The organism is Enterobacteriaceae endosymbiont of Donacia marginata (assembly GCF_012567685.1).
In the GTDB taxonomy this organism is placed as follows: Bacteria; Pseudomonadota; Gammaproteobacteria; order Enterobacterales; family Enterobacteriaceae.
Genome location: NZ_CP046184.1, coordinates 378,534 through 395,552 on the forward strand (window position 1 = coordinate 378,534; position 17,019 = coordinate 395,552).

Here is a 17,019-nt window from a genome sequence, read left to right on the forward strand (position 1 = left end):
AGTATATTTACTTTTATTAAAAATAATATATTAAACATAATTTTTATATAAAAATATTTAATTAATAATTCCATATTCAAATTCATGTAAAAAATATTTTAATGCACTATTTAAAGGTTCCATTGCTCCAGGTGCATGAGCACAAAAAGAACCTCCATTTGTTAATTGTTGACTTATATCTTTAAGAAGATAAATATCTTTCTTATTACCTTTTTTTTTTTCTAAATTATTTAATATTTTAACAATCCAAGGTAAACCTTCTCTACAAGGAGTACAAAAACCACAAGATTCTCTAGCAAAAAAAATTTCTAAATTTTTAACTAAAGATACCATATTAATAGTATGATCTATAGCCATAGAGATACCTGTCCCTAATCTACTTCCTGCTTTACTAATACTTATAAAATCCATAGGTAGATCTAAATGATTTTTTGTTAAAAATCCAGTTCCAGCTCCTCCTGGTTGCCAGGCTTTAAATATAAATTTTTTTTTCATACCACCTGCATATTTTTCTAAAATTTCACGAGCAGTTATTCCAAAAGGCAATTCCCATAATCCTGGTTTTTTTACATTACCAGAAAAACCTAATATTTTTGTTCCGTTATCATATATACTTTTAGATATATTTTTATACCAAAGTGGTCCATATTGAATTATACTAGGTATATTAAATATAGTTTCTACATTATTAATACACGTTGGTTTACCCCATAATCCAACTGCTGCAGGATACGGAGGTTTAAATCTAGGATTTGCACGTTTTCCTTCTAAAGAATTAATTAAAGCTGTTTCTTCTCCACATATATATCTTCCTGCTCCTATATGTAAATATAAATCAAAATTAAAATCACTATTTAATATATTATTACCTAAAAATTTTAAATTATAAGCTTCTTTTATAGCTATATTTAAAATTTTTGCACAATTTATATATTCACCTCTTAAAAAAATATATCCTTTATTAGCTTGAATAGCAAAAGCACTAATAATAATACCTTCTATTAATTGATGAGGAATATGTTCCATTAAAAACCGATCTTTATATGTACCTGGCTCCATTTCATCAGCATTACATAAAAAATAACGAATTTCTTTGTCATTTTTTTTCTGGGGGATTAAACTCCATTTTAATCCAGTATAAAATCCTCCCCCTCCTCTCCCCTTTAATTTTGATTGTTTCACTATATTAATAATATCTTGAGGAGAATGTTTTAATAAACTATTTTTTAAAATTTGATAACCATTTTTTTTTATATATTCTTTTAAAAAAATTGTTTTATTTTTCTTAATACGCCATGTTAGAGGATGTGTTTCTGGATTGGGATTTATTATTTTCATTAATATAATTATCCAATATTTGATTTATATAATTAATAGATAATGAAGTATAAATTTTTTCATTAATCATTATAACTGGACTATTTTCACAATGTCCTAAACAGCAAATAGGTATTAAAGTAAATAATTTATTAGATGTTGTTTGTCCTGGTTTAATATTTAATTTTTTTTGAATATATTTTAAAATTTTGTTATATTTAGTAATATAACAAACAACACTATCACAATATTTAATAACATATTTACCTACTGGAGATCTAAAAATTTGACTATAAAATGTTGCTATACTATCAACTTCAGAAGGATTTACATCTAAAAGATTAGAAATAATAATAATATTATTATTAGATATCCATCCATATTTTTTTTGAAAAAATATTAATATTTCAATAATAGCTGCATTATTAGATTCATAATGACTTTTAATTTTATCAATTATTTTTAATTCTTTTTTACTTAAAAATATATTTATATTATTAGTTATTTTTTTATTCATTATATTATACTTTTTAACGATCTACATCAGACATAACAAAATCAATACTACCTAAATAAGTAATTAAATCTGATATTAAATTACCCTGAATAACAGATGGTATTTGTTGTAAATGTGCAAAACTAGGTGTTCTAATTCGTGTTCTATAACTTATAGTATTTCCATCACTAATTAAATAATAACTATTAATTCCTTTTGTAGCTTCTATCATTTGAAATGATTCATTGGCAGGTATTAATGGCCCCCAAGAAACTTGAACAAAATGATGAATTAAATTTTCTATATTATTTAACATTCTTTCTCTTGGTGGTGGAGTTGTTAAAGGATGATCAACTTTATATTGTCCTGAAGGCATATTATTTAAACATTGTTTAATAATATGTAAACTTTGCCAAATTTCTTCAAATTTTAATAAAATTCTTGAATAAGAATCACTAATATTATATTGTCCTATAGGAATATCAAAATCAAAATTTTCATATCCTGAATAAGGTCTCCATTTACGAATATCAAAATTTAACCCAGTAGCTCTTAATCCTGTCCCAGTAATTCCCCAAGATATAGCTTCTTTTCTATTATAAGAAGCTATATTTTTAGATCTAGATATTAAAATACTATTTTCTAGTGCCACTTTTTTATACATATTTAATCGTTTAGGTAACCAATTTAATAATCTTTTTACTAAAATATCCCAGCCATTAGGTAAATCTTGTGCTAAACCTCCTATTCTAAACCAAGCAGGATGCATTCTAGCTCCTGTAATAGCTTCAATTATATCATATATTTTTTGTCTATCTGTAAAAACTAAAAATATAGGAGTCATTATACCTAAATCTTGCATAAAGGTAGATAGACATAATAAATGGCTATTAATACGAAATAATTCAGATAACATAATTCTAATAACTTTAATTCTATCTGTAACTGAAATATTAGCTAATTTTTCTATCGCAAGAATATAAGGCATTTCATTTATACAACCACCTAAATATTCAATTCTATCTGTATATGGTATGTATGTATGCCATGTTTGTCTCTCTGCTATTTTTTCTGCTCCTCTATGGTGGAATCCTATTTCTGGGATACACTGTACAATTTCTTCACCAGATAATTGTAATATTATTCTAAAAGCACCATGAACTGACGGATGATTAGGCCCTAAATTTAGATACATATAATTATTTAATTTATTATTTATTGAAAAATTATAATTTTCTGGATTAAATTTAGTAGATTCAATATCTTTCTTATATTTTTCTTTTGTTAAGAAATAAGGTGTACATTCAGTTGCTCTAGAAGGAAAATCTTTACGTAAAGGAAAACCATAATTCCAATTTTTTGGTAATAATATATGTGATAAATTAGGATGATTAAGAAAATTAATTCCGAACATTTCCCAAATTTCTCTTTCATACCAATTAGCATTTTTAAAAAAATTTGTAATAGTATTTATATTTAAATCATTTTCTTTTAAAGGAATTTTTATAATAATATCAGAATTTCTATTAATAGATATCAAATAATAAAATAATGAAAAATCCATTTTTTTCATTAAATTAAATTTATTAAAATGTAATCTTTCATCTATACCATGCATATCATATAACATATTATATGGATTATCTATTTTAGAAAAAAATTTTATAAATTTTATTAAATCTTTTGGTCTAATCCAAATAGTTAATGGCATTTTATTAGTAAAATTATTTTGTATAATAAAATCTTCAAAATTAAATTTTTTATTTAATTCATTTATGATAGGTTCTATATTTTTCTTATAAAAAAATTTATTATGTGCATCTCCTATTTTTTTAACTATATTATCAAAAAAATTATTCATAATAGATCCTATTATTAAATATAATATTATATATTTTTTATTGATTTAAATTTAAAATTTTTGTCATTAAAAAATTTATTAGACGATTTTAATTTAGCTTTATAAATACCCTGATCTCCTATAACCCATGATAAAGGACGTCTTTCATAATTGATAGATTTTTGTAATAATAATAATGCTTGTATATATGATTCTGGTCTAGGAGGGCATCCTGGTATATAAACATCTACAGGTAAAAATTTATCAACTCCTTGTACTACAGAATATATATCATACATTCCTCCTGAATTAGCACAAGATCCCATAGAGATTACCCATTTAGGTTCTAACATTTGATCGTATAATCTTTGTATAATAGGAGCCATTTTTAAGAAACATGTCCCTGCTATTACCATAAAATCAGCTTGTCTTGGAGATGCTCTTAATACTTCAGAACCAAAACGGGAAATATCATTAATAGATGTAAATGACGTAGTCATTTCAACATAACAACAAGATAATCCAAAATTATAAGGCCATAAAGAGTTTTTTCTTCCCCAATTAATAATTTTATGTGTAATCTTTTTTAAATTACCTAAAAAAATATTTTTACTAATTTGATCAGTTAAAGGATCTGTATCAATATTTTTTTTACTTTCTAAAGGATAATTTTTTTTATTATTTTTAATTTTATTTAGAATATATTTCATTTTATTATGTATTTTAATTGAATATAATTAATGGTTTTTATATTGCCAATGTAGGGCTTTTGTTTTAAATAAATAAAATAAAGTTATTAAAATAGTAAAAATAAATAAAATTCCTTCAATAAAACCTTCTAATTTTATTACTTTAATAGTAAGAGCCCATAAATATAAATATAAAGATTCAATATCAAAGATTATAAAAAATATTGCTATTAAATAAAAATTAATATGTATTTTAATTGGAGAAAGATCATAAGAACAAACTCCTGATTCAAATGGAATTTGTTTATCTATACCATAAGAACGACCTCCTAAAAAAAATGATATTAATATTACTAAACAACTAATAGTTATGGCAAAGACTTGAAATAATATAAAATATTGAGGATTATAAATTAATTTGTTTATTATCATAATTATTTATTAAAATAAATTTAAATTACATAATTTTTTATTAAAAAATTTTTTAAATGATTAAAATCATTAGATAATATATGAGATAAATTTTTTTTTTCTATACAATCAATTAAAATTTTAGGTAATAATATTTTTTGATGTAATGTATTATAAATATAATTTTGAAATTTAGCAGGATGTGCAGTACCAAGAAATATGTTAAACGTGTCTTCCTTTAAGATTTGTTTTTTTAATGCACAAAAACTAACAGATGAATGGGGTTCTAAAATATATTTATATTTTTTAAAAAAATTTATTGTTGTTTTTGTTGTTTGTTTATCTGTAATCGCAAAAGATTCTAATTTATTTAAATCCCAATTATTTTTATTAAAAATTTCTATAATTCGAGGCCAATTATTAGGGATACTAACATCCATTGCATTAGATAATGTTGCTATTGTTTTTTTTGGTTTCCAATATCCTTTATTTAAAAATCTAGGTATTGTATCATTTATATTAGTTGCTATTATAAATTTATATATAGGTAGTCCCATTGTTTTTGCTATTAATCCAGCAGTTAAATTACCAAAATTACCACTAGGTACTGAAAAAACTATTTTTTTTTTTCTTTTATTTAAAGGAATTTGTGTAAAAGCTTCAAAATAATAACATATTTGAGCTATCAATCTACTAATATTAATTGAATTTGCTGAATTTAAATTTAGAATATTACTAAGCTCTTTATCATTAAAAATTTTTTTTATAAGTTTTTGACAATCATCAAAATTACCCTTAATAGCAATTGTTGTTATATTATTTCCTAATGTACAAAATAATTTTTCTTGTAAAATAGAAATTTTTTTATAAGGATATAATATAACTACTTCAATATTTTTCATTTTATGAAAAGCATGAGCAACAGCGGCACCTGTATCACCAGAAGTAGCAGTTAAAATAATAATTTTTTTATTATCAAAGAAATTTAGCATTTGAGCCATAAAACGAACACCAAAATCTTTAAATGCTAAAGTTGGTCCGTGAAATAATTCTAAACAAGCAATATTTTTATCAATTAAGTTTAATAATAATGGGAAATTAAATGCTTTAGCTACTTGTAATTTTAAATTACCCCATGAAATTTCTTTTTCATCCAAAAATAATGAAATTATATAACTACTTTTTTCTATAAAATTGAGATTTAATATCTTATTAATTATTTTATGATTTAGTTTAGGTAATTCCCCAGGAAAAAATAAACCTTGATTTTTTCCTAACCCTTTTTTTAAGGCTTGACAAAAATTTATATTTTCTTTTTGAGAATTAAGATTATAAAATTTCATTTTTTCTCCATAATTTGAGTACCTATATTATTAATTTTACATATATAAACAAATCCTGTATTATTTTTTAAATAGTTTTTTTTTAACCATATAGCCATATTATGTGCATAATTTAGGTTATTAAAAATACTAAATATTGTTGGGCCTGATCCTGAAATTCCATAACTTAATGCTCCTAATTTTTTTGCTGTATAAGAAATTTTTTCAAAATTAGGTATTAAAGATTTTCTGTATGGTTCGGCAATAAAATCTTTCATTAATTGAGATGCTAATAATTCTTGTTTTGTATGACTAGCATTAATAAATCCTGCTAAATATTGATTTTGTTTAATTAAAATTTCTTTTTTATATAGTTTTGGTAAAATTTTTCTAGAACAAAAAGTAGATAATTTAATTCCTGGATATGCAATTACCCAAAACCAATTTTTAAAAATTGGAATATTTTGAATAATTAAATTATTTTTATTATCAATTAATATTAATTTCATTCCTCCTAATAAACATGGAACTATATTATCATAGTGTATATTCCCAGATAAAAATCCCTCTAATTCTCCCATTAATTTTAATAAATCAATATTATTTAATGGATTATGATAAAATAAATTTATTGCTTTTAAAAATGCAACTATTGAACATGCACTAGAACCTAGTCCTGATGCTACAGGAACATTTTTTTCTAAAATTATTTTTAAAGGAATTTTTTTCCCAACTTTATCACAAAATTTTGTCCAACAATGAAAAATAATATTTTCATAATTATTTTTTGGTAAATCATTTATAAATATTCCTTTATTAATTAATATAAATTTATTAGATGAAGAAATTGTTATTAAGTCTCCTAAAATACCTTTATCAACTCTAGATAATGCTATACCTAATGTATCAAAACCTACATTAATATTTCCAATAGAAGCAGGAGAATAAATTTTAATCATAAATAATAATTCCTTATATTTTAATTAAATTAAACGTAATAGATCAATTAAGACTCCTGCAGCAGTAACATTATTACCAGCTCCATATCCTCTTAGTACTAAAGGGTATGGTTTATAATAATTAGTATAAAAAGCAAAAGAATTTTCTCCATTTTTTATTTCAAAAAATGGATGATTATTGTTAATTTTTATAATTTTTACTTTGCACACACCTTGTGAATTTATACTTCCAATATAACGTAATACCTTATTATCCTCTCTTGCTTCTTTAATTTTTTTTATATAAATTTTATCTATTTCTGCTAAAGAATTAAAAAATTTTGTAAGAGATTTTTGTTTATTAAATTTATCAGGAATAATTGATTCAATAATAATATCATTTAATTCTATATTAAAACCAATTTCTCTAGCTAATATAAGTAATTTTCTAGCTACATCTATTCCTGTAAGATCTGTTCGTGGATCTGGTTCTGTAAAACCCATTTTTTGAGCCATTATTATTGATTGAGATAAAGTAACACCTTCTTCTAATTTACCAAAAATAAACGAAAGTGAACCAGATAAAATTCCAATAAAATTAATAATTTTATCACCTGTTTTTAAAATATTTTGTAGTGTATTAATTACTGGTAATCCAGCTCCAACATTTGTTTCATAATAAAATTTTAAATTTAATTTACTTGCTGTAAAACGTATTTGATTATAATATTCTATTGTGGTAGAATTTGCTTTTTTATTAGTAGCAATTATATTAAAACCATGATATAAAAAATTTATATATTGATCTGCAACTTCTTGTGAAGAAGTACAATCAATAATTACTGGATTAATAAATTTATATGTTTTAGATTTTTTTAATAATTTTTTTATTATATTGTCATAAGTATTATTTTTGATTTCTTTTTTCCAATTTTCTATATTAAGACCATTAAAATTAAATAAAAAATTTTTTGTATTTATAATACTACAAATTTTTAAAAAAATATTTTTATTTTTAAAATAACATTTATTTTGATAAATTTGTTTTAATAAAGTACTCCCAATACTTCCAGTACCTATTATAAAAATTTCTAATATTTTTTCTTTATGAAATAATATTTTATGTGTTATTTCTATAATATTTTTTGCATATTTTTCTTTTATCGCAACAGAGATATAATTTTGAAAAATATTTTGTGATATAGCAAATATGTTAATATTTGTTATTTTAAAAATATTTAAAAATTTAGAAATTATATTTGTAGAGTGATTAATATTATTATTTACTAATGTAATTAATGATAAATTTTTAATTATTTTAATTGATTTAATCAAATTATATTTTAATTCTAAATAAAATTCATCTTCTAATAAATTCTTTAATTTATTTAAATTTTTATTTGATAGTAAAATATTGATATTACAATCTTCTGAAGATTGAGTAATAAAATAAATAGATATTTTTAAATTAAATACAAAAAATAATATTCTTGATATAATACTTTTAATTTGTTTATTTTTATCTCCATATATATTTAATATTGATATATTTTTTAATTCTGTAACTCCTTTAATTTTTGGTAAAATATGGTTTTTAATATTAAAATTATTAATTATAGTACCGTCTGAGTTTAAATTAACTATATTTTTAATAATACAAGGTATATTTTTCTTTAATATCGGGGCTAAAGTTTTATAATGAATCACTTTTGCACCAAAATATGCTAATGCTATAGCTTCTTTATAAGAAATAAATTTTAATAATTGTGTATTTGGTATTATATTTGGATCTGCTGTGTATATACCATCTACATCAGTCCAAATTTCACAACATTTAGCTTTTAAACAAACAGCTAATATTGCAGCAGAATAATCAGAACCATTTCTACCTAATAAAACTGTTTGTTTTTTTTTATTAACAGCAGAAAAACCAGGCATTAACATTATATCAATATTTGTTAAATTAATATTTTGAATATTTTTTGAAGTTAAATTAATATCTACTGTAGATTCTAAATAATTTCCATATGCTAATAAATATTTCTTAGGAGAGATGATAAATATTCTATATTTTTTTATTGTTAATAAATATTCTAATAAAATAATAGAAAATTTTTCACCTTGTGATAAAATTTTTGCTTTGATAATATCAGGACAATAATTAATTAAATTAATACCATTTAATAATTTTTCTATTTTATTAATAATTTTATTTATTTTATTATTTATAATATTAATATCTAGATTTTTTATATTTTCTTTAAAATTATTGACTATTTTTATAAAAAAATCTTTTAGATAAATTATATCTTGTTTATAATTTTTTTCTTTTATAGATTTTTCTATCATTTTTTCTAAAATATTTGTAATATTTGCGGGAGCAGATAGGACTACAGCTATTTTTTCATTTTTTAAATAAATACGTTTAATTATATTAGTTACTAATAAAAATCTTTCTGCATTTTTTAAAGATGTCCCACCAAATTTCAATACTCTCATATTATTAAACCACCTAAAATTTTAAAATATAAAAATATGAATAAATATATGTTTATAATTTTATAAAAAAATAATGATAATATTATTTAATATATTTATTTTTTTATCTTAAATAAATTTTTTAATAAAAAATTATAAATAATTTAAAATAAATAATATTTTTACATAAAATATTATTTTTAAATTTTAAATTTATTTTAGATATATTGTAACATGAAAAATATTTTATGAATTAAATAATTATATAGTTTATATAAACATTTTTAAAAAACTAAATTATTTTTTATAAATATTATTTTTTTATTTTATAATAATATCTTTAATATTTTTAAAATTTTTATAAAAAAATCCTTTTTCTCCCTTAACTGAAAGAAAAATTTTTAATTTTTTATAATCTAGTTTAAATATTTCACTTTTTGTTTTTATATAAATTACAGAATTCTTATTTATAAGAAAAATCCATTTTAATTTATCTTTTTTTTGAATAAAATCTTTATTTTTAATAAAAATTAATCTATTCCCTCTTCCACGAGATAATCTAGGGATTTCACTAATAGAAAATAATAAAAATTTATTTAAATAAGAAATCACTAATATCTTATTATTTTCATTTTGGATCACTAATGGAGGTAGTATTTCTGCATTTTCTGATAAAATAATAGATAATTTACCATTTCTATTACATGCTATTAAGTCATGAAATTTACATATAAAACCATAACCAGAATTAGCAGAAAGTATAATTTCTTTATTATTAGGTTCCATTAATAAACTTTTGATTATAGATCCTTGTGAAATATTTATTTTCCCATTTAATGGCTCCCCACTACTACGTGCAGCAGGTAAAGAAAATGGATCAATACTATAACTACGTCCTTTAGAATCTAAAACTACTATAGTTTGATTTTTTTTTCCTTTGACTGATAATAAAAAAGAATCTCCTGATTTATAATTTAAATTTAAAGGATCTATAGTATGACCTTTTGCGCACCTAATCCAGCCCATTTTAGATAAAATAATAGTAATTGGTTCATTTAAAATTAATTCAGATTCATTTAATAATTTTGCTTCTTTTCTTTTTTTAAGTATTGAACGACGTGTATTACCATAATTATTTGCAGCTAATAATATTTCTTTTTTTAACAATAAATTCATATTTTCTTTTGAAAATAATATTTTTTCAATATTTTTATATTCTATTTCTAATTTTTTTTTTTCATCTATTAATTTTTTTTTTTCTATAAATGAAAGAGAACGTAATTTAAAGTTTAATAATGTTTCTATTTGTATATCAGTAAGATTAAATTTTTTTTTAAAAATAAAATCAGGATTTGGATTTAAACGAATAATTTTTATAAATTCTTCTAAATTAGAATAAACAATTAATAATCCTGTAATTATGTGTAATCTTCTATGTATTTTTTTTAAATTAAAATTTAAACGTTTTTGTACTATTTTCCGTCTAAAGATAATCCATTCTGACAATATTTCTATTAAATTTTTTACAGCAGGTTTGTTATTTAAACCTATCATATTTAAATTAATACGATAACTTTTTTCTAAATCAGTAAGAAAAAATAAATGGTACATAATTTGTTCTATTTTTAAATAATTAAAATTACTACGAATAACAATAACTATCCTAGTAGGATTTTCATAATCAGATTCATCTCTAATTTCATCAATCATTGGTAATTTTTTATTTCTTATTTGTGTAGTAATTTGTTCAATAATACGTATTCCAGAAATTTGATAAGGTAATGATGTAATAATAACTTTATTATCTTTTATCTGCCATGATGCTCTTAATTTAATAGAACCTTTACCTTTTTCATATATTTTATAAATTTCATCTTTAGGTGTTATAATTTCACTTCCGGTAGGGAAATCTGGACCTTGAATTATATTTAAAATTTCATTTAATTTTATTTTAGGATAGTCAATTAATTTAATTATAGCATTAGATATTTCTTTAATATTATGAGGAGGAATATCTGTTGACATACCCACTGCTATTCCTGTTGATCCATTTAAAATAATATTAGGTAAACATGCAGGTAATATTTTAGGTTCAAATAATGTTCCATCAAAATTAGGGATAAATCTTACAGTACCTTTTTCTACTTCGCCTAATAATATATCAGAATATTTTGATAAACGAGCTTCTGTATATCTCATTGCTGCAAATGATTTAGGATCATCTTGAGAACCCCAATTACCTTGTCCTTCTATTAAAGGATATCTATAAGAAAACGATTGTGCCATTAAAACCATTGCTTCATAACATGCTACATCTCCATGAGGATGATATTTTCCAATAACATCACCAATTGTTCTAGCTGATTTTTTAAATTTACATATAGATTTTAATCCTAATTGAGCCATAGCATATATAATTCTTCTTTGTACTGGTTTTAATCCGTCCCCGATATGAGGTAATGCTCTATCAGAAATTACATAAATAGAATAATTTAAATAAGCATGTTCTGCAAATTTATCTAATTGTATAGATTCTATTAAATTTTTTTGTATTGCTTTATTCATATATAATTTTCCTCATTATCATTTATATAAATTATATATTTATTATTATAAAGAATATTTCTAATATTTTAACTATAAAATAAAATTTTATTTAAGTTTCAAATTTAAATAAATTAAATTGAATTTTATAGAATAAATATGTTATTTATATGCAATAATATTTTTATCTATGGATATTTTATTATGCAAAACATTTATTTTAAAAATAAAAGATATTTAATAACTCCTAACGAATTAAGAAAAAAATTACCGTTATCTCAAGAAAAAAAAGAACAAATATTAAATTCACGTAAAATTATATCAAATATTATTTCAGGTAAAGATCATAGATTATTAATTATTTGTGGGCCTTGTTCTATTCATAATATTGATGAAGCAATAGAATATAGTAAATTTTTAAAACAAATGTTTTCTAAAATTAATAATAATATATATCTTGTAATGAGAGTCTATTTTGAAAAACCTAGAACTATTTTAGGATGGAAAGGATTAATTAATGATCCATATATGGATCATTCCTTTAATATAAACAAGGGGATATATTTAGCAAGAAAATTATTAATTAAATTAGTTCAGAATAATATCCCATTAGCAACAGAAATATTAGATCCTAATACATTAGGATATCTTGATGATCTTTTAAGTTGGATAGCTATTGGAGCACGTACTGTAGAATCACAAATACATAGAGAAATAGCTTCATTAGTTAAAATACCTGTAGGGTTTAAAAATAATATCAATGGTAATATTTTTTCTGCTATAAATGCAATTCAAGCCTCTGCTATAGAGCATCATTTTATTAGTTTAGATAATAATGGTAAAATTTGTATTATTGATACTAAAGGAAATAAAAATTGTCATCTGATTTTAAGAGGAGGACAAAAACCTAATTATGATAAATCTAATATATTAGAATGTGAAAAAGCTTTATTAAAAGTAAATTTAAAACCTAAAATTATGATAGATTGTAGTCATGGAAATTCTAATAAAGATTTTAAAAAACAAATTTTAGTTATACAGTCAATAATTTCACAAATTAAAGAAGGAAATAATTCTATTATAGGTATAATGCTTGAAAGTTATATTAAAGAAGGAAATCAAATTTTAAATATTCAAAATTATAAAAAATTAAAATATGGAATATCAATTACAGATGGATGTATAAATTTACAAACAACAAAAAATATTTTATATAAAATTAATACTGAATTAGATTTAATTCTTAAACAACGCTTATTATAAAATAATATTATTATTATATAATTATAAAAAATATGTTAAATAAACTAAATTTATTACGTAATGAAATTGATATTTTAGATTTAAAGTTATTAAATATAATATCAGAAAGATTAAAATTAGTAAAACAAATAGGATTAATAAAAAATAAACATGGTTTACCACTTTATGTTCCAGAAAGAGAAAGATATATAATTAATTTAAAAAAAAAAGAAGCAAAAAAAAAAGGAATGTCTCCTAATTTTATTGAAGATATATTTTATCGTATTATTAATGAATCATATTCATATGAAAAAATAAAAATATTTAAAAAAATAAAACCTAATTTCTCAAAAATATTAATTATTAGTCATCATAAAAAAATAAGTATTTTATTTAAAAAAATGTTAACTATAACTGAATATAATGTTAATTATATAGAAGAAAAAAAAATTAATATTGATAATATTACTTCTTTATTTGAAAATATAGGTATGATTATTTTAGATATATCAAAATTTTTTTTTAAAAAATTAATTAAAAAATTATGTCTTTTACCTAAAAATTGTATTTTAGTTGATTTATCCCCTATAAAAGAAATATTTATGACAAAAATATTAAAAATATATAAAGGTCCTGTTTTAGGCTTATATTATTTATTTAATTATCAAGAAAATTATCTATTTAAGGAAACAATAATATATTGTTATGGACGTAAAGAGAAGTACTATTCTTGGTTTTTAAAACAAATAGAAACTTGGGGATTACAAATTAAACATATGAATATAATAGAACATGATAAATATATTTTTTTTATAGAATCATTAAAATATTTTTTTACATTAATATATGGTATTTTTTTAAAAAAAACAAAAATATCATTAAATGAAGTTTGTATTTTATCAAAACCTATATATTATTTAAATTCGTTAATTTTAAAAAATTTTTTTTCAACAAATCCAAAATTATATTTTTATTTAATTGAAAATTCTCAAAATAATACTAAAAAAGTTAAAAAATATTTAGATTATATTAATAATTTAGTTATTTTAATTGATAAAGATAAAAAAATGAAAATAATTGATATTTTTAATAAAATTAAAAAATTATTAATAACAAATATAGAAATTTTAAGATAAAGGTTTAAAAACTTAATATTATTTAATATTAAGTTTTTTTATATTTTATTTTTTTAATAACATTTTATTATATGAATCTTTTAAAATTTTTCTAACAAAATATATATTCTTACTAGAAGAATATTTTTTTAAAAAAATTAAACATCTATTGATAGTAGCTATATAATTTTTTTTTTTAAAAAAAAAATTTATAATATTTAAATCGAAAAATTGTATTCTTTTTTCCATATGAATTAATTTTTTTTTTAAAATATTAGTATATATATTTTTAGGGAAATTTTTAATAAATATTTTTGTATCATGAATAGCTAATTGAGTATAAAAAGGATTACAATCATTTCTATTTATTTTAAAAAAATTTTGGATTAAATTATTAGAATCTAAAGATATTTCCGATAGAATTCTTACATAAAAAACATAACTAATAAACGCAGATATATTATATGATTCCATAAATTCTTCGGATAATTCTAAAACATTTAAAAAATCTTTATGAAGATAATTTAAATAAATTAAATATACTAAAATTTTTTCAGTATACATATTATATGGGTAATTAACATATAAATTACTAAATTTAATTAAAGCTTTATCATACTCTTTATGAGTTAAAGTTTTTATAGCTTCTAAATAGCCATGTTTTAATGAAATATTTAAATTTTTTTTTTTTAAGATTGAATGATATTCACAATTAGTTGTAAATACTAACAATATACATATTAAAATATTAATAAAAAAAAATTTGTTTTTTATAAAAATTTTCATTTTCTTCTTTTAAAAAACTAACATTATATACTAATATATACTAAATCAATTTTTATATTAAAATATTAAACATATGAAATATATAAATTTAACATTAAAAGTTTGTTCAATATATAATCAACAAAGATTAGATGTATTTCTTAATAAGAAAATTATACAATTTTCAAGATCACAAATAAAAAAAATTATAATTAATAATAATGTAAAAATAAATAATAATATTATAAATATTCCTAAAAAAAAATTTTTTTAGGTGATATAATTATATTTAATCCTTTAATTTTAAATAAAAAAAATATATGGAAAGCACAAAATTTAAACTTAAATATAATTTATAATGATAAATATATTTTAGTTATAAATAAAATAACTAATTTAGTTGTTCATCCTGGTAATAAAAATGAAAATAATACTATTTTTAATTCTTTATTATTTTATTATCCATATCTACGAGATGTACCTAGAGCAGGTATTATACATAGATTAGATAAAAATACTACAGGATTAATGATCATAGCAAAAAATATGAATTCATATATGTTTTTAAAAAAAGAATTAAAAAAACATAATATTATTAGAGAATATGAAGCGATTGTAAATGGAATAATTAAAAAAAATGGGATAATTAATTATCCAATAAAACGTATATATAAAAAAAATCATGTTTATATGAAAATTCATTCATTAGGTAAAAAAGCAATAACAAAATATTTTATAAAAAATATTTTTAGAAATCACACTTATTTAAGAATTAGATTAAAAACAGGAAGAACACATCAAATTAGAGTTCATTTATCATATATTCAAAATAGTATTGTTGGAGATCCAGTTTATAAACAATTTAAAAATAATTATATAATTAATAAATTTTATAAAAATAAAATTAATAAAATAATTCAAAGACAAGCTTTACATGCTTGTTATCTAAAATTTAAACATCCATTCTATAATATAGACATTAAATTATACTCAAAATTACCAAATGACATAAATAATTTAATTAATTTTTTAAAAAAAGATAAAATTTAAAAGAAAAAATTATTTATTTAAAAAATTATTTTATTAAAATAAATAATTAGTTTATAATAATAAAATCAAATTTGATCTTTTATTTAATCAAGAGTGATAAAAAATATGATAAATATAAAAAAATATGTATTATTTTTTAGCATGTTCTTTTTATTATTAATTACATCTAGTAATTGTATTGCATCTGAAAAATCATCTAAAATTTCATTTTATGATGTATTAACAAAAGAAGAACAAAAATTATTTATTAAAGAATTTGGTAATAAACCAGTTATAGTTGAATTTTTTTCATTTTTATGTCCACATTGTTATGAACTTCATAAAGGGACTAATCAAAAAATTTTAAAAAATAAAAGACTAAAAAATGTAAAAATTGTAAAAATTCATTATAATCAAGTAGGACAAGAAGATGGATTATCTACTGTATTAGGCTATACTTGGGTTGTTGCTAAAATACTAAATGTAGAAGATAAAGTAATTGGCCCAATTTTCGATGGTATACATAAAAATGCATCTATTCGTGATTATAAGTCCATAAAAAAAATTTTTATAAAAAATACTGGAATGAAAGGAAATATGTTTGATGCAGCATGGAATAGTAATATAGCAAAAATATTATTTGAAAAACAATATGATTTAGTGCAAAAATTTGGTATAAATGTAGTACCTGATATATATATCAATAATAAATTTATAATTAATCTTTCTGAATTATATTCTAGTGATAATTATAATTTTTATCAAAATTATATTAATTTAATAAAAAAACTTTTAAAAAAATAAAAAGATACTACTTTATAGTATAGTTATAA

Annotated in this window: 15 protein-coding genes; 5 read left to right on the plus strand and 10 right to left on the minus strand. The window is 19.9% G+C overall.

Annotated features, from left to right (window positions below; genetic code table 11):
* Positions 1 to 57: 57 nt before the first annotated feature.
* The 9 genes from nuoF to parC form a co-directional block, all read right to left on the minus strand.
* Positions 58 to 1,338, minus strand: a complete 1,281-nt coding sequence (gene nuoF, locus GJU04_RS01880; protein WP_168893197.1) for an NADH-quinone oxidoreductase subunit NuoF — start codon at positions 1,336 to 1,338, stop codon at positions 58 to 60.
* The gene (nuoE, locus tag GJU04_RS01885; protein ID WP_168893198.1) at positions 1,286 to 1,834 is read right to left on the minus strand and encodes an NADH-quinone oxidoreductase subunit NuoE; all 549 of its coding nucleotides are present in this window, start codon (positions 1,832 to 1,834) and stop codon (positions 1,286 to 1,288) included. Before nuoE ends, nuoF begins: the two co-directional genes overlap by 53 nt.
* 13 nt (positions 1,835 to 1,847) lie before the next feature.
* Positions 1,848 to 3,674, minus strand: coding sequence for an NADH-quinone oxidoreductase subunit C/D (gene nuoC, locus GJU04_RS01890; RefSeq protein WP_168893199.1), 1,827 nt, complete (start codon positions 3,672 to 3,674; stop codon positions 1,848 to 1,850).
* Positions 3,675 to 3,700: 26 nt separating this feature from the next.
* Complete coding sequence (locus tag GJU04_RS01895) at positions 3,701 to 4,363, minus strand: NuoB/complex I 20 kDa subunit family protein (protein ID WP_168893200.1); 663 nt, start codon at positions 4,361 to 4,363, stop codon at positions 3,701 to 3,703.
* Positions 4,364 to 4,390: 27 nt separating this feature from the next.
* Positions 4,391 to 4,774 (minus strand): NADH-quinone oxidoreductase subunit A, encoded by a 384-nt coding sequence (gene ndhC, locus GJU04_RS01900; RefSeq protein WP_168893201.1) that lies wholly within the window; start codon positions 4,772 to 4,774, stop codon positions 4,391 to 4,393.
* 20 nt (positions 4,775 to 4,794) lie between these two features.
* The gene (gene thrC / locus GJU04_RS01905; protein ID WP_168893202.1) at positions 4,795 to 6,096 is read right to left on the minus strand and encodes a threonine synthase; all 1,302 of its coding nucleotides are present in this window, start codon (positions 6,094 to 6,096) and stop codon (positions 4,795 to 4,797) included.
* On the minus strand, positions 6,093 to 7,034 hold the full coding sequence (thrB, locus tag GJU04_RS01910) for a homoserine kinase (RefSeq protein WP_168893203.1): 942 nt from the start codon (positions 7,032 to 7,034) through the stop codon (positions 6,093 to 6,095). The genes thrC and thrB overlap by 4 nt, the downstream gene beginning before the upstream one ends.
* Before the next feature lie 24 nt (positions 7,035 to 7,058).
* On the minus strand, positions 7,059 to 9,512 hold the full coding sequence (thrA, locus tag GJU04_RS01915) for a bifunctional aspartate kinase/homoserine dehydrogenase I (protein WP_168893204.1): 2,454 nt from the start codon (positions 9,510 to 9,512) through the stop codon (positions 7,059 to 7,061).
* Positions 9,513 to 9,812: 300 nt separating this feature from the next.
* Complete coding sequence (gene parC / locus GJU04_RS01920; protein WP_168893205.1) at positions 9,813 to 12,056, minus strand: DNA topoisomerase IV subunit A; 2,244 nt, start codon at positions 12,054 to 12,056, stop codon at positions 9,813 to 9,815.
* A gap of 183 nt (positions 12,057 to 12,239) precedes the next feature.
* Between parC and GJU04_RS01925 the strand changes: the two genes are divergently transcribed.
* Positions 12,240 to 13,298 carry a 3-deoxy-7-phosphoheptulonate synthase gene (locus GJU04_RS01925; protein WP_168893206.1) on the plus strand — a complete coding sequence of 353 codons (1,059 nt, stop codon included), beginning with the start codon at positions 12,240 to 12,242 and terminating at the stop codon, positions 13,296 to 13,298.
* Positions 13,299 to 13,330: 32 nt separating this feature from the next.
* Complete coding sequence (gene tyrA, locus GJU04_RS01930) at positions 13,331 to 14,413, plus strand: bifunctional chorismate mutase/prephenate dehydrogenase (RefSeq protein ID WP_168893207.1); 1,083 nt, start codon at positions 13,331 to 13,333, stop codon at positions 14,411 to 14,413.
* 45 nt (positions 14,414 to 14,458) lie between these two features.
* On the opposite strand, the gene bamD is transcribed toward tyrA, so the two are convergent.
* A complete protein-coding gene (gene bamD, locus GJU04_RS01935) occupies positions 14,459 to 15,178 on the minus strand; it encodes an outer membrane protein assembly factor BamD (protein ID WP_168893208.1) in 720 nt (239 codons plus the stop codon).
* Positions 15,179 to 15,251: 73 nt separating this feature from the next.
* Between bamD and GJU04_RS01940 the strand changes: the two genes are divergently transcribed.
* From GJU04_RS01940 to GJU04_RS01950, 3 genes are all read left to right on the plus strand, one after another.
* Positions 15,252 to 15,431 (plus strand): S4 domain-containing protein, encoded by a 180-nt coding sequence (locus GJU04_RS01940; RefSeq protein WP_168893209.1) that lies wholly within the window; start codon positions 15,252 to 15,254, stop codon positions 15,429 to 15,431.
* A gap of 44 nt (positions 15,432 to 15,475) precedes the next feature.
* Positions 15,476 to 16,207, plus strand: coding sequence for an RluA family pseudouridine synthase (locus GJU04_RS01945; protein WP_281351278.1), 732 nt, complete (start codon positions 15,476 to 15,478; stop codon positions 16,205 to 16,207).
* 105 nt (positions 16,208 to 16,312) lie between these two features.
* Positions 16,313 to 16,990 (plus strand): DsbA family protein, encoded by a 678-nt coding sequence (locus GJU04_RS01950; RefSeq protein WP_168893210.1) that lies wholly within the window; start codon positions 16,313 to 16,315, stop codon positions 16,988 to 16,990.
* The last annotated feature ends 29 nt before the right edge of the window (positions 16,991 to 17,019 follow it).